The 22,373-nt window shown below is 40.4% G+C and carries 23 protein-coding genes and 1 tRNA gene; 10 read left to right on the forward strand and 14 right to left on the reverse strand.

The window, feature by feature from the left end:
- Nucleotides 1–39 precede the first annotated feature (39 nt).
- The 7 genes from IGJ28_RS03825 to IGJ28_RS03855 all read left to right on the forward strand — a co-directional run bounded on the left by IGJ28_RS03825 (nucleotide 40) and on the right by IGJ28_RS03855 (nucleotide 7,142).
- A complete protein-coding gene (locus IGJ28_RS03825) occupies nucleotides 40–2,937 on the forward strand; it encodes a phage tail spike protein (RefSeq protein WP_438845427.1) in 2,898 nt (965 codons plus the stop codon).
- Nucleotides 2,938–2,964: 27 nt separating this feature from the next.
- Nucleotides 2,965–4,992: a BppU family phage baseplate upper protein gene (locus IGJ28_RS03830; RefSeq protein ID WP_438845428.1), complete on the forward strand. Its 2,028-nt coding sequence runs from the start codon at nucleotides 2,965–2,967 to the stop codon at nucleotides 4,990–4,992.
- 2 nt (nucleotides 4,993–4,994) lie between these two features.
- A complete protein-coding gene (locus tag IGJ28_RS03835) occupies nucleotides 4,995–5,435 on the forward strand; it encodes a hypothetical protein (RefSeq protein ID WP_438845186.1) in 441 nt (146 codons plus the stop codon).
- A gap of 14 nt (nucleotides 5,436–5,449) precedes the next feature.
- Nucleotides 5,450–5,590: a CD1375 family protein gene (locus IGJ28_RS03840; RefSeq protein WP_252712492.1), complete on the forward strand. Its 141-nt coding sequence runs from the start codon at nucleotides 5,450–5,452 to the stop codon at nucleotides 5,588–5,590.
- A 72-nt stretch (nucleotides 5,591–5,662) separates the two neighbouring features.
- Entirely contained in the window at nucleotides 5,663–6,112 is a 450-nt protein-coding gene (locus tag IGJ28_RS03845; protein WP_438845187.1) for a phage holin family protein, read from the forward strand.
- Nucleotides 6,109–6,249 carry a hypothetical protein gene (locus tag IGJ28_RS03850; RefSeq protein ID WP_242387342.1) on the forward strand — a complete coding sequence of 47 codons (141 nt, stop codon included), beginning with the start codon at nucleotides 6,109–6,111 and terminating at the stop codon, nucleotides 6,247–6,249. The genes IGJ28_RS03845 and IGJ28_RS03850 overlap by 4 nt, the downstream gene beginning before the upstream one ends.
- Nucleotides 6,246–7,142, forward strand: coding sequence for a GH25 family lysozyme (locus IGJ28_RS03855; protein ID WP_438845188.1), 897 nt, complete (start codon nucleotides 6,246–6,248; stop codon nucleotides 7,140–7,142). Before IGJ28_RS03850 ends, IGJ28_RS03855 begins: the two co-directional genes overlap by 4 nt.
- Before the next feature lie 65 nt (nucleotides 7,143–7,207).
- On the opposite strand, the gene IGJ28_RS03860 is transcribed toward IGJ28_RS03855, so the two are convergent.
- Together IGJ28_RS03860 and IGJ28_RS03865 are read right to left on the reverse strand one after the other, a co-directional pair.
- On the reverse strand, nucleotides 7,208–7,597 hold the full coding sequence (locus tag IGJ28_RS03860) for a GNAT family N-acetyltransferase (protein ID WP_438845189.1): 390 nt from the start codon (nucleotides 7,595–7,597) through the stop codon (nucleotides 7,208–7,210).
- 186 nt (nucleotides 7,598–7,783) lie between these two features.
- A complete protein-coding gene (locus IGJ28_RS03865) occupies nucleotides 7,784–7,966 on the reverse strand; it encodes a hypothetical protein (RefSeq protein WP_137264353.1) in 183 nt (60 codons plus the stop codon).
- Nucleotides 7,967–8,190: 224 nt separating this feature from the next.
- Between IGJ28_RS03865 and IGJ28_RS03870 the strand changes: the two genes are divergently transcribed.
- Nucleotides 8,191–8,264: transfer RNA gene (locus tag IGJ28_RS03870), tRNA-Ile, on the forward strand.
- 42 nt (nucleotides 8,265–8,306) lie between these two features.
- On the opposite strand, the gene IGJ28_RS03875 is transcribed toward IGJ28_RS03870, so the two are convergent.
- The gene (locus IGJ28_RS03875; RefSeq protein WP_438845190.1) at nucleotides 8,307–8,612 is read right to left on the reverse strand and encodes a hypothetical protein; all 306 of its coding nucleotides are present in this window, start codon (nucleotides 8,610–8,612) and stop codon (nucleotides 8,307–8,309) included.
- A 300-nt stretch (nucleotides 8,613–8,912) separates the two neighbouring features.
- On the opposite strand from IGJ28_RS03875, the gene gpmA reads away from it, so the two are divergent.
- Entirely contained in the window at nucleotides 8,913–9,599 is a 687-nt protein-coding gene (gpmA, locus tag IGJ28_RS03880) for a 2,3-diphosphoglycerate-dependent phosphoglycerate mutase (RefSeq protein WP_003127950.1), read from the forward strand.
- A 134-nt stretch (nucleotides 9,600–9,733) separates the two neighbouring features.
- Nucleotides 9,734–10,378, forward strand: coding sequence for an SGNH/GDSL hydrolase family protein (locus IGJ28_RS03885; RefSeq protein WP_438845191.1), 645 nt, complete (start codon nucleotides 9,734–9,736; stop codon nucleotides 10,376–10,378).
- An 87-nt stretch (nucleotides 10,379–10,465) separates the two neighbouring features.
- Here IGJ28_RS03885 and IGJ28_RS03890 read toward each other — a convergent pair whose 3' ends face one another.
- The 11 genes from IGJ28_RS03890 to IGJ28_RS03940 form a co-directional block, all read right to left on the reverse strand.
- On the reverse strand, nucleotides 10,466–11,653 hold the full coding sequence (locus tag IGJ28_RS03890) for an iron-containing alcohol dehydrogenase (protein ID WP_252712253.1): 1,188 nt from the start codon (nucleotides 11,651–11,653) through the stop codon (nucleotides 10,466–10,468).
- Between the two features lie 189 nt (nucleotides 11,654–11,842).
- Nucleotides 11,843–12,547, reverse strand: coding sequence for a purine-nucleoside phosphorylase (deoD, locus tag IGJ28_RS03895; RefSeq protein ID WP_003127946.1), 705 nt, complete (start codon nucleotides 12,545–12,547; stop codon nucleotides 11,843–11,845).
- A gap of 54 nt (nucleotides 12,548–12,601) precedes the next feature.
- Nucleotides 12,602–13,420: a purine-nucleoside phosphorylase gene (locus IGJ28_RS03900; RefSeq protein WP_005470023.1), complete on the reverse strand. Its 819-nt coding sequence runs from the start codon at nucleotides 13,418–13,420 to the stop codon at nucleotides 12,602–12,604.
- Between the two features lie 10 nt (nucleotides 13,421–13,430).
- Nucleotides 13,431–14,597, reverse strand: a complete 1,167-nt coding sequence (deoB, locus tag IGJ28_RS03905) for a phosphopentomutase (RefSeq protein ID WP_005470022.1) — start codon at nucleotides 14,595–14,597, stop codon at nucleotides 13,431–13,433.
- Nucleotides 14,598–14,769: 172 nt separating this feature from the next.
- A complete protein-coding gene (locus IGJ28_RS03910) occupies nucleotides 14,770–15,723 on the reverse strand; it encodes an ABC transporter permease (protein WP_103301336.1) in 954 nt (317 codons plus the stop codon).
- Nucleotides 15,723–16,874 carry an ABC transporter permease gene (locus tag IGJ28_RS03915; RefSeq protein WP_156247658.1) on the reverse strand — a complete coding sequence of 384 codons (1,152 nt, stop codon included), beginning with the start codon at nucleotides 16,872–16,874 and terminating at the stop codon, nucleotides 15,723–15,725. The genes IGJ28_RS03910 and IGJ28_RS03915 overlap by 1 nt, the downstream gene beginning before the upstream one ends.
- Nucleotides 16,867–18,408 carry an ABC transporter ATP-binding protein gene (locus IGJ28_RS03920; RefSeq protein WP_369915288.1) on the reverse strand — a complete coding sequence of 514 codons (1,542 nt, stop codon included), beginning with the start codon at nucleotides 18,406–18,408 and terminating at the stop codon, nucleotides 16,867–16,869. The genes IGJ28_RS03915 and IGJ28_RS03920 overlap by 8 nt, the downstream gene beginning before the upstream one ends.
- A gap of 269 nt (nucleotides 18,409–18,677) precedes the next feature.
- Nucleotides 18,678–19,799, reverse strand: a complete 1,122-nt coding sequence (locus tag IGJ28_RS03925) for a BMP family lipoprotein (protein WP_003127940.1) — start codon at nucleotides 19,797–19,799, stop codon at nucleotides 18,678–18,680.
- Between the two features lie 66 nt (nucleotides 19,800–19,865).
- Nucleotides 19,866–20,264: a cytidine deaminase gene (locus IGJ28_RS03930; protein ID WP_003127939.1), complete on the reverse strand. Its 399-nt coding sequence runs from the start codon at nucleotides 20,262–20,264 to the stop codon at nucleotides 19,866–19,868.
- Nucleotides 20,265–20,285: 21 nt separating this feature from the next.
- Nucleotides 20,286–20,948, reverse strand: coding sequence for a deoxyribose-phosphate aldolase (gene deoC, locus IGJ28_RS03935; protein ID WP_005470021.1), 663 nt, complete (start codon nucleotides 20,946–20,948; stop codon nucleotides 20,286–20,288).
- A 12-nt stretch (nucleotides 20,949–20,960) separates the two neighbouring features.
- Complete coding sequence (locus tag IGJ28_RS03940) at nucleotides 20,961–22,262, reverse strand: pyrimidine-nucleoside phosphorylase (RefSeq protein ID WP_438845429.1); 1,302 nt, start codon at nucleotides 22,260–22,262, stop codon at nucleotides 20,961–20,963.
- Nucleotides 22,263–22,373 lie beyond the last annotated feature (111 nt).

Below are 22,373 nucleotides of genomic sequence, written 5' to 3' on the forward strand. Positions count from 1 at the left end.
CCAACGGAAAAAGATTTCAGCCATAATGGGTTAGGAGTCATGATCGACACTACTCGTTGTGATGTAACAGAAGAAGCAAACGGAAAATATGAAGTGGAAATTGAGCACCCATTAATCAGTAGATTTTCTGATTATTTTGAAAATGGTTATCAAATCAAAGCGAAACCCAATGATCAAGAGGACTATCATATCTTTGAGATCAAGAATACCTATAAAGACACGATATCAAATACAATCTTAATTTATGGGCAATCACGTACCTATAAATTAGGAAATCGCGAAGTTCGACATGTAGAAATTGACTCTAAAAATGGCGCTGAGACGATGATGGCCATTGAAAAGGGAATGGATGAACCGTGTGATGTTAAACTTTACTCGGATATTCAAACAGTCTCTAGTACATCGTTCGAAGCTCGAAACGTTTTAAATTGTATTTCCGGTGAACAAGGAAGCATGTTGCAGTTTTGGGGTGGAGAAATCAAAAGAGAGCCATTCCAGCTATCTTTGCTGAGAAGAAGAGGCCGAGACAATGTCGGTATTGTCCGATACGGCAAAGATTTAAACGGCTTAAAAATCAAATTTGATTGGTCTCATATTGTAACGAAGGTGCTGCCCTATGCTGATATTCAAAATAGCGAGGATGGAACGACTAACCGTATTTATGGAAATGCAGTGTTGTCAGAATTAGCGACTAACTATCCAGATGTTTATGCTAAGCATGTTCAATTTACGGAGGAACAAGGAGTAAAGGATCTGGCTAGTTTGAATCGAGTTGCTGCAAACTATTTTAAATCTATCAACCCAGGCTCAGACAAACCAAAAGTTAGTATCGAGTTAGAAATTGAAAAGTTAACAGATTCTGAAGAAGCAAAAGAGTTTGCCAAAATCCGAAATTACGGTTTATTTGACACCTTTTCTGTTTATCACAAGCTCTATGATATTTATATCAATACCAAAATCACGAGTGTTGTTTATGATTCATTAACTGAAAAGAATAAAAAAATTTATGCGGGTGATGCTCAGATGGCGTTTTATACGAAACAAAGTTATGAGCTACAAGAAACAATCAAAACCTTGACTAAGAAAGGCTATATGTCTGAATTTGTTGATTACGTAACTAATCTAATCAATGGGGTTGAGGGAGGTAGTGTTTTACAGTATCCGAAGAATAAACCACACACTACTTACTACATGGATACCGATTCTAGAGATACTGCTAAAGATGTTATTGCTATTAATAATCAGGGATTAGGATTTTCTAGAACAGGTTGGTTAGGCCCGTTTGTTAATGCTTGGGGGATTGATGGCACATTGAATGCAGATTTCATACGCGCTGGCATACTATCCGGGATATTAGTCCAAGGGGTTGCGTTGAAGACGATGGATGATGAAGATTTCCAAGTGGCGATGGAAGGTGGAAAAGTAGCCTTTGAAAAACAAGTCGTATCAACTGGACTAGACGATGTTCATGGAGAAGAGCTGGGGAGAATTACAGCTACGTATGGTGGTGGTCGAGTAATCAACGGATTTGCAGTAGTGCAAGATCCTGGTTATATATTCTCAATCAACTCCGCAAGTAAAAACAATAAGAAATTATCTACCCCGATTTTTCAAGTTCCTGAAGAAAGTACAGCGGATAATCGACTGTACAATTTCTATGGAAAAGGAACTTTTGGTGAAGGAAAAATCACTTTCAAAGATAATGTTGTCTTTGAAGGAAATGTTGAATTTAAAGGTAGAGTTGATGCGAAAGAAATGTATATTGGTGGTTCGAAAGTCATTCCTGGACAAAATGGTGGTCCTGGTCCAGGAGAGGGTGGCACGTTATCGGACGTCTTTGTTCGAGTGTTGGCACTGACTGCTAAATATGAAATGGGCGATCGTAGTTCTGGGTATTACCATCCGCCATTAGATGATGGCGCCGGTTGGAACTATGGGAAATACTCTTTCACGCAAGTATACGAGATGGACAATTTCTTAGCGTGGTTGGCCAAATATTATCCGGATGCACGAAGTTCTTTAGTGGGTTCTGTTGGCTCGACTGAATTTAACAACTCATGGGCTGCTTATGGGAATGCGAATGATAAACAATTTACAAGAATGCAAGCCGAATACTTCTGTCGCACAAAATTGAAACCAGCAATCGAAGGATTGAAAGCAAGTACAGGCGTTGATTTCAATGATGGCCAAAAATGGCTTGGAACACTTGGCATTCTTGCTTCGATTCAAAACTGGTATCCTGCCGCTGTTTCAAATGGCTTCTTTAACAGAATTACGCAACAATTTGCGAATCAGTGGGATGATGCGGCATTTATTACGACAGTCTGTGATTATATTGTCGCTAACGCGGCTTCTATGGTTGCGCCTGCTTATGTCGAAGGGATTCAAAATCGGTTCAGAAATGAAAAAGCCGATGCACTGAAGCTGACGGATAAAACGTATATTCCTTTCGATGGTGTGACTACCAATCGAGGTCTGGAACATCTAGAAGATCTACTAGGTAGACGAATCGGCAATGGTCAGTGTTATGGACTATCCGCAGAGTATTCTGGTTATATGGGTGGATGTGGTCTTGGTGCAGGTACACAATATGGGATGAGTCATTTAACTGGCGTGGGAAGTACCGCCGCTGCTAGTGATATTGGTATTGCCTATGATTGGGCTGCTGTCGGCTGGACGGTAATCAAGAATCCAACCTATGAACAGTTACAGGTAGGAGCAATAATCAATATTGCACGTGGTGCACCTTGGGCTGGTTGGCCAGGAGGAGTTGACGATACCTATGGTCATACAGGAGTGATTCGTAGATTAGAAAATGGACGAATCCAAACGTATGAACAAAACACAGAGCAAGGGATGATCGTCGGGAAATTCGATCGTTCATATACGAGTGCTGTAGGGATTTCATCAATTGTTATTCCGCCAGCAGATAAATAAATATATAAAGGAGTGATTGATTTGGCTGTGAGGTATCCAGTTGCACTGAACGTAAGTGAACCTAATAATAATATTGGGTTACTAAAAATAAGACAAGCTGACGAGGGAACACAGACCCTCGTTGTACAAGCATTAGAAGATGCAATCCCGAAATCTTACGATGGTCTCCAAGTCTTCTTTTGTGCAAGAATTGGGCAAACGCCGGGGTTAGGTATCGTTGAACAAAAATTAACGGAAGATGAAATGACTGATCCGAAAAAAGGAAAACTCGAATATACATTTCGATCTGAAGACTGGCAAGTTTTGGGTCGTCAAACTGGTTATTTCAGTTTCAGGAAAATGGTTGATGATCACACCTACGAGCAACAATTCTCTACTCGTGATTTTACTTACGAAGTCACTAAAAATATTTATAGTGATGGTATTAAAGAAATTACCAAAGATGGGTCAACCTATGTTTGGACAATTGAAGATTTGATTCGATTGTTTAATGAATACATCGCTACAGGCAAGACAGACTGGGAAGAATTTGTGGAACAAAACAAGGAGATTCTAGAGTCTGTCGATCCAGGAGGGCAGATTTTAAGTGAGTTGATTAGATCAAGAAAACCAGCAGGTGGTTCAAAAACCTATCCGGATTTACCAGCACGATTAGATCAACAAATAGGCTTAAATGAAGACTTCAGGAGTTTTGATGATTCGAGTTTTATGAAACGAGTCTATAACGAGAACCTTGAAAGAGGAATAAATGTAAAATGGTTTGGTGCAGTTGGCGATGGTGTGCATGACGATCTGCCAGCATTTCAAGCAGCTATAGACTATTTACCAGAAGCTGGTGGGAAAATTGTCATTCCTAGACCAAAAAAAAATTATTTGTTTAATACGACACATCCCGATTACGAAGATAAACAACTAGTAATAAACAAAAACAGTATAGAGTTAGAATTTGAAACGAACGGCGATGTCGAAGTGGACAATGGTTACTTAGCTTCAGGAATAGAAGTGGATTCAGTAATTTTTATTGAGGAAGGAGTCAGAAATTTTACTGTCAATAAAGGTTACATTCATTGCAAAGGTGTCAGTAAATACGGGATCAAAAGTGAAAAATTTATTTCTAGAATCAAGATAGATAAACTACGAATTCTTCAGCCGAAAAATGAAGGAATCCATGCGATTGCTTGGATGGCATATTTAAGCGGAGTTGAGGTGCAAAATTCTGGTGGTTCAGGGTTTTATGTAGCTGGGGATGTGGATAATAGTGTTCAAGGAACATCCGTTAGTTTTCAAAATTGCTATTCTATAAATGCGGCATCTTCTGGCTTTCATGTAGAACTTATGACCTATTCTAGTTTTACGTCATGTGGCGTAGATCATTCGTCTATAGGCTATCAACTTGTAAGAACGAAAGGGTTTTCCTTGATTTCTAATGGTGCAGAAAATTGTATTAATCCAGTCAAGTGCAACGGATGTGAATTTGGTGTAATTGAAGGTTTATCTTTACCGACGATGGCGAGTGATACTGACGCAATTGTTGAATTGACAAATTCTATGTATATCAAAATTGGTACTCTGTTTAATAATGCTTTGACCTTCAAATCGAAAGTAAGACTTAAGGAGCGTTCCTCCGTTGTGATAACAGATTATTCCATTGCTCAGGGTCATATAGATAATCAATCTACTTATAGCGAACAAGAACCTGTTGAGTTTTTGGTTGGTAAAGCAAGACGTGCTCAAGTAGCTTATCAAGCACTGACTGTGATCAGTGCTTGGACAGGCAATGTTTCTTATCGAAAAGATGACACAGGAAAAGTTTCAGTTTATGCAGACTTAGTTGGGGGTAATGTAACAGAAATAACTCCCATTGCAACACTTCCGGGAGGGAACAGACCAAGGAAAAATATGCCTATAAATGCTATAGAAACAGAAACTGGCAAAGTGATCAATAATGGTTTTTATATTAGTGCAAACGACGGAAATATTCGGGTAGCAAAAGGATCTACTTTAAGTTACTTAGGTAAATATTCTTTTGTGTGTACGTTTGATGGAGGTGCCTGAAGTTGGCAAAAACATTTGTAAGAATTATTGATGAAAATGGCTTTCTTGTTAAAGAAGATTGGGTTGAACAAATTTGTGAAAATACGATAGTTGAACAATGCCCTCCTGGTCTTTATACGCCAAAATGGGATGGGAAAAAGTGGATCGAAGGTTCGAAAAAGTTTAGAGTTTGCGAAGTGTCAGATTCAAATATTTTCAAGTCAGTTCTATGGGTTGAACATATTGGCCCGAATCAAATAAATACGGAACCTCCAGCTGGTCACGGAATATTCGAATGGAAAGATAACCAATGGAAGAAGATAAGCGACCAAGAGACAACCGAAATTGAAAAACTAGAATTAGAAAATGAAGAATTGAAACGGATAGTTAAGTCCATGCAAGCAGAATCTGAATCATTTCAAACTGCGCTCATGGAAATATCAGATTATATTTTCTCAAAGTAAAGGCGGAGTGATAGATGGAATTTTCAGCATTGAAAATGTTGTATGCAAAACACGTAATTGAAGGGAAACGAACTATCGAAAGCGTGCCAGATGTTTTGCGAGAAGATGTTGCGAAAATTGTAGAAGAAGTAAAAAAGCCGGAAGAAACAAATTAAATGGGTATGTCGTATCAGGAGCAATGGGCTTTCTAGCCGGTTGCTTTTTTAATAAAAGAAAAGGTGGTTAATATGGTGATTATTAATAATGGAATGTTACTGAACGAATTTCGTGGATTGTTAACCAATGGATATATTCAACTTTTTTTGTGGGTTGTAGTAGGTGATATTGTTACAGGTCTGTGTAAAGGGATTTTTGTGAAAGATGCGAATAGCACAAAAGGGTTGTTAGGAATCGTTAAACACATGTTAGTTGTCTGCTTAGTAATTATTGCTTACCCGTATTTAAAGATTATGAGTCTTGAGACGTTTGCGACTGCATTCGTCTTTTTTTATATCGCAGTCTATGGGGTTTCAATTACTGAGAACTTAGGTCAATTAGGTGTACCGATTCCAAATTGGGTCAAAGAAAGATTGTCGAAGTTACAAGATACAAATACTAATCCAAGTGTTAAGAATACTAATTCAGAGAAAGATTATGGAGATGGGCAGGAATTTACAGAAAAGAAGGATGAGGAATGAGATTTATCCTTTATCTTTTTTTAGAGGCTATATCAGTTGTCAGATGGTTTTTTAAGGAAGATTTACCAAGAGAACAAATTGAGATATTGCAGAGAGAGGCAGCGATGAAAGAAATGGAAAGGATGTTAAAAAAATGACTATTCCAACGCCAATTATACTAGATATCAGCGAATGGCAAGTGCCATCAAGCATTAACTATGATCAGTTAGCAAAATCTGTAGATGGTGTAATTGTTCGGATCCAATATGGATCAAACTATATCGACAAACACTATAAAACACATATTGCGGAGTTTCAAAAACGTGGGATTCCAGTAGCGGTATATGCATGGGTTCGAGGAATTTCTAATTCGGACATGGAGAAAGAGGCTACTGACTTCTACAACCGTGCGAAAGCATATAATCCAACATTCTGGTGGCTTGACGTAGAAGAAAAGTCAATGAGCGATATGAGAACTGGTGTTGAAAAGTACAGAGCTAAATTAAAATCTCTAGGTGCAAAAAAAGTAGGGGCATATATTGCCAATCACTTATATGCTAGTTTTAATTTAGATACTTCAAAATTTGATGGTATTTGGATTCCAACATATGGATCAAATAATGGTCAATATAACGGTTCGAATCCCACAGCTACTTCTAATTATGATATCCATCAATACACGTCAAACGGCAAACTAAGTGGATATTCTGGTTCGCTTGATTTGAATCGTATTGTCCGCAAAGGATTTGATTATTTTTTTGGTAAGACTTCTACTAATAATTCAAATCAAAAAACTAATAATACATCTAATGCATCGACAGGAGGAAAAATCAAAATGAAAACTGTAACTTTAAAAAACAATGTTCATTTGCGAGCTAGCGCAAGCACAAGTGGAAAAATTATTGCAACATTGAAAAAAGGGAATACGGTAAAATTTGATGATATTGTGACTGGTTCCGGTTACATTTGGGGTGTTCAACCGCGAACAGATTCATATAAAAAGGGATATATCGCAATTGGCACGTTATCAAATTGGGGAAGTATTTCCTAGAAATAAAAATAGCCCGCTTCGGCGGGCTTGTACATAATAAAAAAAGATATTCAAGGGAATATCTTTTAATCTTCGATAAAAAGCTGATTAGTTGTGTAGGCCATACTAATGTTACAATCTCTAGTTTCACCAGTTTTTTCAAATCCTATTTTTTTATAGAAATTCTGGACATCTTTTTCACTTTGAACTGTGATTAAGCATGAGCCAACATGAGGCAAAATTGTATATTTTATAAACGAAAAAATATAAAACATTAAATTGATACCATAATTCTGTTTTTGCAATTCTTTTTTTACAGCAAAATGATGAATTTGAATCCCTGGTATAGACTGTCGTTTTACAGGATTATCCCATTTTTTTAAATTTTTATGTATGTTTGACTTATTAGTAACCAGAACTCTATCAGTTGTTAAGGTGAAATACCCCACTAATTGTTTGTTACCTTTAATTTCCATAAAAAATAGAAAAGTTTTTGTAATGCCAAATAGTAAATCTTCTAGAGCATCATTTTTTCAAGTAATCATCAATATGAGGTTTTCCACAAGAAAAAGCCTGTACTAAGGCTTTTTCTTCGTCATCAATGTTTGAAATCTTCTTAATTTGTACTTCATTATCAATAAACATATGATTTTAGTAACCTCTTAGATTTTGTAAGATTTTCCATCGATATTGAGTGTTTTAATAGCATTCACTCTTTTTGCTGTTTTTTTTGCATTTTCATTTGTAAATTGTTTATCTTTGCCAAAAATACTATCCATAAATCGGTTATAGCTTTTAGAGTCAGTAAAAACCATTTCTGTACATTTGATAGATGTATTGGCCATATTATTTCTCCCCTTTCTATTGTATTAAGAATATCATCGGTAAAAAAAATAATCAATAATTTTTCATCGCCTAAAGACTACTTGTTGATTTTACTGAAAACGCTGATTTTTGGTAAGGTCGTATTGAAAAAATTCATTTTATATTTTAAAATCAAATTACCCAATAAACAATTTTTTCATTAATCTCCTTTCAGGGAAGCCCACTCTTCGGAGTGGGTTGTTTCGTACCCTTAGCTCAGTTAGCCAGAGCAGACGGCTCATAACCGTCCGGTCGTAGGTTCGAGTCCTACAAGGTACATAGATGACTCTCTTACTCAATTGAGTAGGAGGGCTTTTTTTATTATTTGTTGATATATCGATTATATTTTTGCATTTTCTCTTTACTGATACTAAATTTATGCTCACATTCTTGGCACGTAACAGAAGCATTTTTAGCGAACATCGGGGCAATAAGTGAAACAAGCATAATCATGCCACCGAGCGGAATCAATACAAACCATCCAATTACCGGAATCCAGATACCGCCTACTATTAATATAAACCCAAAACCAAATCCAGCACACCCGGACGCCCCTGCAGTAGTCACTTTTACCTTGTTGCTTCCACAGTTTGGACAAGTGACGATACGTTGACCTTTACTTTCCACGATACCCCTCATTTCATTTTTTCTTTATTGTATCAGAAAAAGTTGAAACGTAAAATTAATTTTAAAATGACCATACTTTGACCATACTTTGTCTGGAAAATTAGCTTAAATGAGAAAATGTAATATTGTGAGAATGCTTATATATCAACTTTTAGGTCAGTTCAGGATTGATCAGGAAATGTCTGGATTAAAAACAAGGTTTTACGCTAAATACGTAGAAATTCTTTGCGAAAAAGTGTACAATAAACAGGGAATTGAAAATTTCAGAAAAATATCTAATATCTAAAAGGAGAGTTTTACATGCCAAAATTAGTATTTTCTCGTCACGGACTAAGCGAATGGAATAAATTGAACCAATTTACTGGTTGGGCCGATGTAGATTTAGCGCCAGAAGGTGTCGAAGAAGCAATCGAGGGCGGACGTAAAATCAAAGAAGCCGGCATCGAATTCGATGTTGCCTACACATCTGTATTAACTCGTGCCATCAAAACTTGTAACTACATTTTAGAATATTCTGATCAACTATGGGTGCCCACAATCAAATCTTGGCGTTTGAACGAACGTCACTACGGTAAACTACAAGGATTGAACAAAAAAGAAACTGCTGAAAAATACGGAGACGAACAAGTTCACATCTGGCGTCGTTCCTACGATGTATTGCCTCCATTGATGGATGCATCTGATGAAGGTTCTGCAGCAAACGATCGTCGTTATGCAATGCTTGATCCTCGCGACGTACCTGGCGGCGAAAACTTGAAAGTAACGCTAGAACGTGCATTACCTTTCTGGCAAGATGAAATCGCACCTGCATTGAAAGACAACAAAACTGTTTTAGTTGCCGCTCACGGAAACTCTCTACGTGCGTTAGCAAAACACATCGAAGGTATCTCTGATGAAGACATCATGGATCTTGAAATTCCAACAGGTCAACCGCTTGTTTATGAATTGAACGATGATCTAACAGTTGCGAAAAAATATTACTTATAATCATTAACAGCCAAGGCTGTGCTGCAAGTCAGAGCAAGAGTATTCTTCCTGACTGACGGCACAGTCTTTTTTTGATTGGTTTCCTGAGAAATATTCGTTATAATTGAAACCGCATACGAAAGGAGCTTGGAATGATGACCACACTCTGTAAAAATGATACGCTACTATTTCTTGGAGATAGCATCACCGACTGCGGCCGTGATCGACTCGATGCTACGGATCTGGGAAAAGGATTTCCCGCCTTTGTGGCAGCCCATCTAGCTGCAGAATACCCAGATGCAAACTTGTCATTTGTTAACCGCGGCATTAGTGGGAATAAAATTCGCGATATCTTAAATCGCATCGAGGAAGACTGCATTGATTTAAAGCCAGATCTACTGATTTTCTTGATCGGTATCAATGATACCTGGCACAATATTGGCACCTCCTCTTTCGGCACACCCGAAGCAACCGCTACATTTGCTAGTGATTATCGGCAATTTTTGCAGCAAGTGACCGAAAGTGGGATCAAGAAAATCCTGCTTTTAGAGCCATTTGTTCTTCCTTATCCATCAGATCGCAAACAATGGCGGAAGGATTTGGATCCCAAGATCCATTCCATTCGTGAACTAGCTGCTGAATTTGGTTGTGACTACCTTCCTTTAGACGGCTTATTCGCTGAACGTACTGTCAAAAAACATTCATCTTATTATACTGGGGAAGATGGTGTCCATCCAACAATCGCCGGACATGGTGTGATCGCACAAGAGATCTTGCGCCGTATCCATTATTCAAGATAATTCTTTGATAGAAGTAGACAGACAAATAATCGGTAGGATACCAATTACCCTACCGATTATTTGTCTATTCTGTCAGGGTTTCTTTATTTAGAGATACTCTGAAGGGGTCAAAGCCTCTTGATAAATGGCAATGACATCAGATTCTGTCAACGGTACGTAGGCATTTGTCGCAATTGAACTAAATGCTACTGCTTGCTTGGCCATTTCTTCAAAATGACGATCATCTTCGATTCCCACTTCTGGTAAAGTCATTGGGATCCCACAAGCAAGGAAGAAATCGTATAACTTTTGAATCCCCATCCGGGCTGCCATTTCTGGGACCGCTTCTTCTACTTGGAATACTTCACGGGCAAAGCGAGCCAACTTAGGTGCTGTTGTCTCATTCAACACATGAAGCATCCAGCGGGGCGTCAAGATGGCTAAGCCGATCCCATGAGTAATATCATAAAAAGCACTCAACTCATGTTCCTTTGGATGGCACGACCATGCACCGGCTTTCCCACTACCTGTCAACCCATTTAACGCCAATGTACTTGCCCACATCAAGTTTGCCCGAGCATCATAGTCATCTGGGGTATCCAAAGCAATCGGCAAGTTTGTGATTACCGCTTTCAACAGCCCTTCTGCGATGCCATCTTGTACATCCGTATTCTCTGTTGTACTAAAGTAGTTTTCGATCAGATGACTCATAATATCTGCAGAACCAGCCGCTGTTTGATAGCGATTGACGCTAAAGGTCCAGGTGGGATCTAAGAAAGAAACCTTCGGCAAGAAATTAGGACCGTGGACCCCTAATTTTTGTTTCGCTGTAAGGTTCGTGATAACTGCTCCCCGATTCATTTCACTACCAGTTGCAGCTAATGTCAAAACCGTAACTAATGGCAATGCTGGCCCTTGGTAGCTGCGTTTAGTCACTAAAGTCCAAGGATCTTCCTCACTGCAAGCAGCACCTGCGATCACTTTGCTGCAATCAATCACGGAGCCGCCTCCGACTGCAAGAATCACATCAATTTTTTCAGTGCGGCAGAGTTCTGCCCCTTTTGCTACTGTTTCAATCCGAGGGTTTGGTTCAACTCCTGCTAATTCTGTTACTTGATTGTCATTGTTTTGCAATTGCGCCATGACTTGATCATAAAGTCCGCTTTTTTTGATACTGCCGCCGCCATAGACCAATAGGACATTTTTTCCGAAAGTATTCAATACTTCCGGCAACTCATTTAACCGATCTTTCCCAAAACGTATATCCGTTGTCACCTGAAAAGTAAAATTATTCATGCTCCAACCTCCTTTTCTTTAATTAAACCATTTTCGTCCAAAAGTGCAACTATTCCAACTAGCTAGAAAGATTCAATCAATCATTTAACAAAAAATCACTTTCTGACTGGCTCCCATTGTCTAAGGAGTCAATCAGAAAGCGATACAGGAATAAAAAATTTTTTGTAGGCTGTAGGATAAGAAAAAGGATTAGGAGATAGCTGTTTCTAAGCCAACTTTGATCATATCATTGAATGTTGTTTGTCTCTCTTCCGCTGTTGTTTCTTCTCCAGTGATGATATGATCACTGACTGTGCAGATCGCTAAGGTCTGTACGTGGAATTTTGCTCCTAAATAGTAAAGCGCAGCGGCCTCCATCTCAACACCTAATACACCAAGATCAGCCAATTCCACTGTTTCTGCCATATCATCTTTATAGAAAGTATCTTCCGATAAAATGTTCCCAACGTGGGTGGTAAAGCCGGATGCAATCGCTGTATCATACGCTTTACGCAACAAGTCGAAATCTGCGATTGGCGGAAAATGAAAACTTTGAAAATTCTTTGCTACCATGGAAGAACTTGTCGCTGCAGCTTGGGCGATCACTAAGTCCCGAACATGAACATCTTTAGAAATCGCGCCACAAGTGCCGACACGAATCAATTTTTTTACGCCATAAGAATTGATCAATTCATGGGCATAAATGGTCGCAGAAGGCATCCCCATACCAGTTCCTTGTACTGATACTCGCTCACCTTTGTAGACACCGGTATAACCGAGCATCCCTCGGACATTGTTATAACAGATCGGGTCTTCTAAAAATGTTTCTGCAATGTATTTTGCGCGTAGAGGATCGCCAGGTAATAAAATCTTATCAGCAATCTCGCCAGCTTTTGCTTCAATATGAACGCTCATCTTTTCGCTCCTTTTCTACTTCTCTTTTATGCTCTTTTTTTGGGTTTGCTTGTTTTACAGATTCGCTAAAGTTTCTTTGATCAGCGCTTTAAATTCGGCTTTGACCCGTTCTGTTGTCTCTACGACTTCTTCATGGTTCAGGCTTGCTTGCATACCAGCAGCTAGATTGGTGATACATGAAACGCCCAACACTTTCAAGCCACTATGAACAGCTACGATTACCTCAGGAACCGTCGACATACCCACAGCATCTGCACCGATCGTACGAGCAAATCGAATTTCAGCAGGTGTTTCATAAGTCGGCCCAGAAAAGCCCATGTAAACTCCTTCTTTTAAGTGGAGACCTTTTGTTTCTGCAATTTGTTTTGCTGTTTCCCGGTAGCTTGGATGATAAGCCTGGCTCATATCAGGGAATCGTGGTCCCATTTCTTCTTCGTTAGCCCCAATCAATGGATTGTCCCCCATGAAATTGATTTGATCCGTGATCAACATCAAATCACCAGGTTGGAAACTTTCATTCACTCCGCCGCATGCGTTCGTCACAACAAGTGAATGTGCTTCAAGGGCCGCCATTACTCGAACAGGGTAAGTAACTGTCTGCATGGAATGTCCTTCATAGTAATGGAAACGACCTTGCATCGCCAATACTTTTTTTCCAGATAATGTACCATAAACTAGTTGTCCGGCATGCCCGACGACTGTTGAAACTGGAAAATGAGGGATATCGTTATAAGGCAGCACAATTGGATTTTCAATCTCATCTGCTAATTCACCTAATCCTGAACCTAAGATCAAACCAAAATCAATAGATCCTACCCCTTTTTCCTTGATGAATGTCGTTGTTTCCTGCAATTTCTCATGTAATGTTGTCATTTCTCCACCTCTAATTTAAATGATTTAGGAAGCTTTCCCCATTTTCTGTTGCCGGTACTGCAAAGTTTTCTGCAATTGTTGCTGAAATATCGGCATAATGGCCTTGGGGTAGTTGGCCTTGTCCTTTAAATTGTTTGCTGTAAACCAATAATGGTACATATTCTCTTGTATGATCAGTCCCAGTAAAGGTTGGATCATTTCCGTGATCGGCTGTGATCATTAATAAATCATCGTCAGCCATGGCATCCAGAATCTCTGGGATTCTTAAATCGAAATCTTCAATGGCATGAGCATAACCGACAACATCCCGGCGATGGCCGTAAAGCGCATCGAAATCAACTAAATTAGTAAAACTTAGGCCGGTAAAGTCTTGCTTCATCACATTCAATAGCTGATCCACACCATCCATATTGCTCTTTGTTCTTACTGAATCAGTGATTCCTTGACCATTGAAGATGTCATTGATCTTTCCGACAGCGATGACGTCTTTGCCAGCATCTTTCAACGAATCCAACACTGTGTGTCCAAAAGGATCCAGTGCATAGTCATGCCGGTTGCTTGTCCGGGTGAAGTTTCCTGGTTCACCAACATAAGGGCGAGCAATGATGCGGCCGATCATATATGGTTCATCTTTGGTAATATCACGCACATATTGGCAAATGCGGTACAATTCTTCCAACGGAATGATTTCTTCATGAGCTGCAATTTGCAAGACTGGATCGGCAGACGTATAAACGATCAAATCGCCTGTTTTCATTTGGTGTTCACCGTAATCATCAATGACTGCTGTACCGGAATAAGGTTTGTTGCAGACGATTTTACGTCCAGAAAATTCTTCGATTTGTTGCAGCAATTCTTGAGGAAATCCGTCAGGAAACACACGAAACGGTTTTTGAATATTCAAACCCATGATTTCCCAGTGTCCAGTCATGGTATCTTTTCCGACAGAGATTTCTTCTAGTTTCGTTGCATAGCCGTCATGGTCTGCTACATTTTTGACACCATCCAGCGGTCGGATCGTACCAAGACCTAACTGTTCCAAATGAGGAATCGTCAATCCAGCTTCTTTGGCGATATGTCCTAATGTATCAGAACCAACGTCACCAAATTTTTCTGCATCGGGCGCTTCACCGATACCTACAGAATCCATTACGATCAAATGTACACGTTTAAACATTCTTTTCCCTACTTTCTTTTATTGTTATTCTTTTCTTATCATACTAGAAATAAGAAAGATTTGCCTTTAAGGATGTTTGAGATATTGGGTTTCTTGCTGCTACACAAAAAAGAAGGGCAGGGCACAGCAACACAAACATGTCCCATAGCCCCACCCTTTCATACAGAAAAAATTATTTAGATTTGATGTAGTTTTTACCGTTAGCTTTAGGTCCTGCCGCTTTCCCAAGGAACAGCACTAGAACAATAATTGTTAACGCATATGGTGCTGCTTGTAGATAAACCGCTGGAATGGAGGAAATGATCGGCAATTGTCCGCCAACGATACTGATGTTTTGCGCAAAGCCGAAGAAAATTGCAGCGCCCATCGCACCTAACGGATTCCATTTACCAAAGATCATTGCTGCCATTGAGATAAACCCTTGACCGGCAATCGTTGTTACAGCAAAACGTCCAGCGATTGATTGGGCAAATAACGCGCCACCCATTCCGCCTAGGAAACCGGAGATCAACACGCCAGAATAGCGCATCACATAGACATTGATTCCTAAGGTATCTGCTGCCTGAGGGTGTTCACCCACGGAACGTAGCCGTAAGCCAAATCGTGTTTTAAAGATGACAAACCAAGCAATCACAGAAATCAAGATCGCAAAGTAAGCAGGTAAAAACGTTTGGTTAAAGAAGATTGGACCAATCACAGGAATATCACGCAACACAGGAAAATTGAAATACCCTAATGTTTGTTGAATATTGTCTGTTTGCCCTTTGTTATAGATGGCTTTAACTAAGAAGACAGCCAGCGCTGGCGCCATCAAATTCATTACGGTACCACTGATAATGTGATCTGCTCTAAAGTTGATGGTGGCTACAGCATGCAGCAGTGAGAAGGCCATTCCTACTAACCCGCCGACTAACATTCCTAACCAAGGTGTCCATGCACCAAATTGTGACGCAAATTCAATATTGAAAACGATCGAACTGAAGGCACCCATCACCATGATTCCTTCAAGACCTACGTTAACGATCCCGCTTCGCTCTGAGAAAACGCCGCCCAGTGCAGTCAGGATCAATGGTGCAGCATAAATCAACGTTTGTGTGACGATCGAAGAAATTAAACTGATATTCATTAGATGGTTCCTCCTTCCTGATCTTGATTATTTGGCTTTGCTTCAATTTCTTGGACAACAGCGACTTCCTTTTTGCCATCAAAGATTTTAGCTAATACAAAACGAATCACGTAGCTGATTGCAACGAAGAAGATGATGATCGCAATGTCGACATCAACAAGTTCTGAAGGAATCCCTGCAAACTGCATTCCTTGTCCGCCCAGTTTAAGAACACTGAACAGCAATGCAGAAAGTAAAATCCCAATCGAAGACCCGCTGCCTAATAATGAGACTGCCATCCCATCAAAACCAATACTCAATGACGAACCTTGAACGAAGAAGTTTTCAAAAGTTCCCAAACCTTGAACGACGCCACCTAATCCAGCTAATGTTCCAGAGATGATCATTGAAATAATGATTGTCCGTTTGCTGCTCATCCCAGCATACTCAGATGCGGTTGGATTCAAACCAACTGCTCGAATCTCATAACCTAACGTTGTTTTCTTCATCATGAACCAAATCAACACGAGGAAGATCAGTGCCATGAAAATACCAATGTTTAACCGGGAATTGTTGGTCAAATTTGCTAAGAAAGGTGTTTGTAAAGAGGCATTGTCGCCTACCATTTTGGTCACACCTTTTGTTGTGATCATGGATTCATTCATGACGTTATTGACGATATGATTTCCTGTATACAATAAAATATAATTCATCATAATAGTTACGATAACTTCACTCGTACCAAAGAAGGCACGTAAGATACCTGGAATAGCTGCAGCAATTGCACCACAGGCTGCCCCTACAAGAATAGCGGTAGGCAACACGATGATTCGAGGAGCATCTGGCATAGACAATGCGACCCAGATACTTGCTACCCATCCTGCTAATGCTTGTCCAGAAAGACCGATATTAAAGAATCCTGCAGAATTCGCTACTGCGAATCCCAAAGCTGTAAAAATCAGTGGACCAGCTGTAACGAAAATCTCACCAATATTTCTAGCATTCAATCCGCCGCTTTGACCATTGATAAATACGGTACGGAACATTTGAAGATACCCATCGATTGGGCTGTAGCCAAATGCCGCCATGATGATTCCACCAAGGATAAAACCAAGCAGAACAGCAATGATCGGCACAAGCAGGTTCCGAATTTTTTCTTTGCGGTTATTCAACAGAACCACCTACTTCCTCCATTTGTAGCTCGCGTCGGGCTTCTTCTAATGAATAACCCGCCATTAGTAATCCGAGTTCTTTTTCTGATGTCTCTTTCGGATCAACGACGCCAACAATCTCACCAGCATGGATAACGGCGATTCGGTCTGATACGTTCAAAATCTCATCTAATTCGAAGCTGACTAACAAGACAGCTTTGAATTTGTCCCGCTGTTCGATCAAACGTTTATGGATAAACTCAATTGCGCCTACGTCTAAGCCCCGTGTTGGGTTCGCTACGATCAAAAGATCCGGATCACGGCTGATTTCCCGTGCAATAATCGCCTTTTGCTGATTCCCGCCAGAGAGGGCACGAGCAGGAACAATCTCATTGACTGTACGGACATCAAACTCTTGGATCAATCCACGGGCAAATTCATTCATTTCCCCGTAGTCCAGCACGCCATAATTGCTCAGCGGTTTTTGATAATACGTTTGTAAAGCAATGTTCTCTGAAAGCATCATGTCTAGAACCAATCCATATTTATGACGGTCTTCCGGCACATGCCCGACACCTGCCTCCGTTACTTTACGAGGTTTGAAATTTGTAATGTCGTCACCATTCAATAAGACTTTGCCGCTTTCGGATTTTCTTAATCCTGTGATTGCCTGTAGCAATTCCGACTGTCCGTTGCCATCTATTCCGGCAATCCCCAGAACTTCCCCAGCCCGCACTTCCAAACTTAAGCCTTTAACAGCCTCTAGGCCGCGATTTTCTTTTACAACTAAGTTTTCGATAGACAGGACGACTTCTTTTGGTTCTGCAGGTTTTTTCGGTGTTTTGAAGGAAACAGAACGTCCAACCATCATATCTGCCAATTGCTGTGACGTTACGTCTTTGACATTGACTGTACCTATTCCTTTGCCTCGGCGAATCACTGTACAACGGTCCGCTACTGCTTTGATTTCATCCAACTTATGAGTAATCAAAATGATGGATTTTCCTTCCCGAACAAGTCCTCTCATAATGACAATCAATTCTTCGATTTCTTGTGGTGTCAGTACTGCAGTTGGTTCATCAAAAATCAGTACATCTGCACCCCGGTATAATGTTTTTAGAATCTCCACACGCTGTTCCATCCCGACTGAGATGTCTCGCACATAAGCATCCGGGTCAACCGATAAGCCATATTGCTCAGAAACCCGTTTGATTTCTTTGCGGGCTTTTTTACGGTCTAACACACCCAATTTATTTGGTTCGCTTCCTAAAATGATATTTTCCGTGACAGTAAACGCGTCAACCAGCATAAAATGCTGATGAACCATACCAATGCCAAGTTTATTAGCTGCTGTAGGGCTAGTAATATTCACTTTCTCCCCATTCATCAAGATATCGCCTGATGTCGGTTCTAACAAACCGGACAGCATATTCATCAAGGTCGACTTGCCAGCTCCGTTTTCCCCAAGCAATGCGTGGATTTCTCCCGGCCTTACTTGTAAGTTGACATCGTCATTGGCTTTGAAGGTTCCAAACTCTTTGGTGATATGGCGCATTTCTACAACATATTTTTCTTCAGCCAAGTTTCTCACATCCTTACTTTCTAATTCGCTCTCACACTCAGTGACACAACAATTTTTAATACAAATAAATGCTAATGCTTAGGATGGTTATTATCCTCATGAAAACTCAACAGCTTTCATCAAGACATTAACCACTAAAGATGTATTAGCAAGACGAGCATCTGAACGATAGCGAATCGCTCAACTCTACTATCGTTCAGAATTTCTTGTCTTTTTTTAATTCATTGTTTTAAAAAACTTGCTTATTTTTCTGGTTTTTCTGGCACTTCAACTTTGCCATCAATCACATCTTGTTTTGCTGTTTCGATCGCTGCTTTTGCATCATCTGATAAGAAACCTTCAGTGATATCTACACCGCCGTCTTTCAAACCATAAACGATGTGTTCGCCGCCAGGGAAGTTATCTTCTAATGCACGTGTTGAAATATCTTGTACGGCTGCGCCTACACCTTTAAGTGTTGAAGCCAATGTGAAGTTGTCTTCTTTGCCGTCTTTTGTTTTGTATGCACCTTCGTCTTGTTGGTCGCTATCTACACCGATAACCCAAACTTTTTTGTCTGCAAGGTCAGCTTCGTTCAATTGTTCATTGATTGCTTTTGCTTCTTGGAAGACACCAGCACCAGTACCACCTGAAGCATGGAAGATTACGTCAACGCCGCCTTGGTACATTGAAGCTGCTAGGGCTTTCCCTTTTGCAGGGTCACCAAATGATGCTGCATATTGAGAATCAATTTTGATCTCTTTGCCTAATGCTTTAGAAGCATCTTCGACACCTTTGATAAAACCAGCTTCAAAACGGTCGATTACGACACCTTCTTCACCGCCGATAAAGCCAACTTTGTTTGTTTTTGTTGTATAAGCTGCTGCAAAACCAGCTAAGTAAGCTGCTTCGTTGTCTTTGAAGGTTGCAGAAACAACATTGTCTTTGCCTTCGATGACATCATCGATAATCCCAAATTGAGTATCAGGGTTTTGTGCTGCAGCTGCTTCAATTGAATCTTTCAATAAGTAACCGACACCAAAAATCGTTTTGAATCCGTTTTGGACAGCACCATTTACGTTTGTTGTATATTCTGAAGCTTCATTTGATTGAACGTAGTCATATCCACCAACACCGCGAGCGATGTTATGTTCTTTCCCCCAAGCTTCCAAACCTTCCCAAGCAGATTGGTTGAATGAACGGTCATCTACACCACCGATATCGGTAACGATTGCTACACTGTGTGCTGCATCTGTTTTGCCGTCTGCAGAACCGCCGCCTGTTGAATCAGTCGAACCTGACTTTCCTCCATTGCCACATGCACCAAGTAGTGTCAACCCAGCCACTGCAACAATTCCTAAACTAAATAATTTTGCTTTTTTCATTGCTGTAAAGCCCCCTATAAAATAGTTTTTATTTTTCAACAGCCGCTTCGACTGAATGAACATGGTTTATAGATCTTTGTTCGTAAAATAATATGGCAGCAACCCTTCGACAGTTGTCTCTTTGATTATACCATCGTCTCCCACAAGAGTGACTGGCATATCCGGCTGACAGAACTCAACCATTACTTGGCGGCAGGCGCCACAAGGTGAGATAGGCTCTGGCGTATGACCAGCAACAACTAAGTGTTGAAAGTCTTTTTCGCCTTCTGAAATTGCTTTGAAAAATGCGGTGCGTTCCGCGCAATTCGTTAAGCCAAACGAAGCATTTTCGATATTGATGCCTTGATAGATGGTTCCTTTTTTGGTGACCAAGCAGGCCCCAACTGGAAATTTAGAATAAGGAACGTAAGCTTTGTCTAATGCGGCAACTGCCGTTTCGATCCACTCTTTTTTCGCTTTTGTCATGATGAACCTCACTTTATTGAATTAGTAGCCAGCCCCCGTTGACCCTGTAACGATTGCTACACTTGCACTGGTTCCTAAACGATTTGCTCCTGCTTCGACCATTGCTGCTGCTTCTGCTTCGTTATGGATGCCGCCAGATGCTTTCACACCCATTTCAGGGCCCACTGTTTCACGCATCAGTTTGACATCAGCAACAACCGCTCCGCCAGTAGAGAATCCTGTCGATGTTTTGACAAAATCAGCTCCTGCTGCTTTCGCTAATTCACAGGCCTTTACGATTTCTTCATTGTCTAAAAGTGCTGTTTCAATAATGACTTTCACTAATGCTTTGTCTTTAGCTGCTGCAACAACCGCTTCGATATCCGCTTGAACTTTTTTGAACTGTTTTGATTTCAAGGCACCAATATTAATGACCATATCCACTTCATCGGCACCATTCTTGATGGCATCTGCCGTTTCATAAGCTTTGACTTCTGATGTATTGGCACCTAAAGGAAAGCCGATCACGGTACAAACAGCCGTCGGTTCACCTTTTAATTCTTCTGCTGCCAAAGCTACCCAAGTAGGATTGATACAGACAGAATAAAAGTGATAGGTTTTTGCCTCTTCAATGATGCGCAAGACATCTTCTTTTGTTGCATCTGCCTTTAAAATAGTGTGGTCGATCATGCGATTTAATTCCATTTCACTCGCTCCTTATTCTGTAATGATTTCATGGATCAACGGTGGCTCACCGCCGCTTTCTCCGATTTCAATATTTTGATAGATCAATTCGATGACATCATCGATGGCTTCTGTGTTGCTGTAGATCGTTAACAGTGCTTCACCTTGCTCAACAGACTCTCCCACTTTTTTATGCAGTTTGATTCCTACTGCGTGATCGATGTCTTCTTCTTTAGTTTTGCGGCCGGCACCTAACATCATAGCTGCGATGCCTAGTTCATTGGCAACGATCTTAGTTACGACGCCAGAAGTTTTTGCTGGTAATGCTCTTTGATAATTGGCAGTCAAGATTTGGCTTGGATCATCGATCACTGAATCATCGCCACCTTGATTACGGATCATTTCACGAAATTTAGCCAACGCTTTACCAGAGTGCAGTGCCTCTTCCAATAATGCGCGTGCTTCTTCCAACGATTCTGCTTTTTGGGATAAAACAACCATTTGGCTGCCTAATGCATAACACATTTCTTCTAAATCAGCTGGACCGTTTCCTTGCAATGTTTCAATAGCTTCCACTACTTCCAAACTATTTCCAATGGCTTCGCCTAACGGCTGTGACATATCTGAGATCACTGCCATTGTCTGACGGTTCGCTAATTTGCCAATCCGAACCATCGTTTGTGCTAAGCGTTTGGCATCCTCAATTTTCTTCATGAAAGCACCGTCACCAGTCGTCACATCTAACACGATGGCATCCGCACCTGCTGCGATTTTCTTACTCATGATCGAGCTAGCGATCAATGGAATCGAGCTTACGGTTGCTGTGACATCCCGCAACGCATATAATTTTTTGTCTGCAGGGGCCAAATCCCCCGACTGACCGATAACCGCTACTTTGCTTTCGTTTACGAGGCGAATAAACTCTTCTTCTGCAATCTCAATCTGAAACCCGGGAATTGATTCTAATTTATCCAGCGTACCGCCTGTGTAACCAAGTCCACGACCAGACATCTTGGCAACTGGCACACCAACACTTGCTACTAGTGGTGCTAGAATCAACGTGGTAGTATCACCGACACCCCCTGTTGAATGTTTATCTACTTTGATGCCTTCGATTGAAGAAAGATCAATGACTTCACCAGAATTTGCCATAGCTAAAGTTAGGTTTGTGATTTCTTCATCGGACATATCCACATAAAAAATAGCCATCAACAAAGCACTCATCTGATAATCTGGAATACTTCCTTCAGTATACGCAGTTACAATGTAGTCGATCTCTTCCTTTGTCAATGACTTACCGTCACGCTTCTTTTCAATTAAATCCACCATTCGCATCAAAATGACCCTCGCTTCCTCTGACATTATACAATATTTTTCTTGTAGGTAAACCACTTTAGTAAAACGGTTTACTATATAAAACAAAACTATGAAAACACTTACAATTGG

The organism is Enterococcus sp. AZ091 (assembly GCF_051714805.1).
GTDB classification, from domain to species: domain Bacteria; phylum Bacillota; class Bacilli; order Lactobacillales; family Enterococcaceae; genus Enterococcus_D; species Enterococcus_D gallinarum.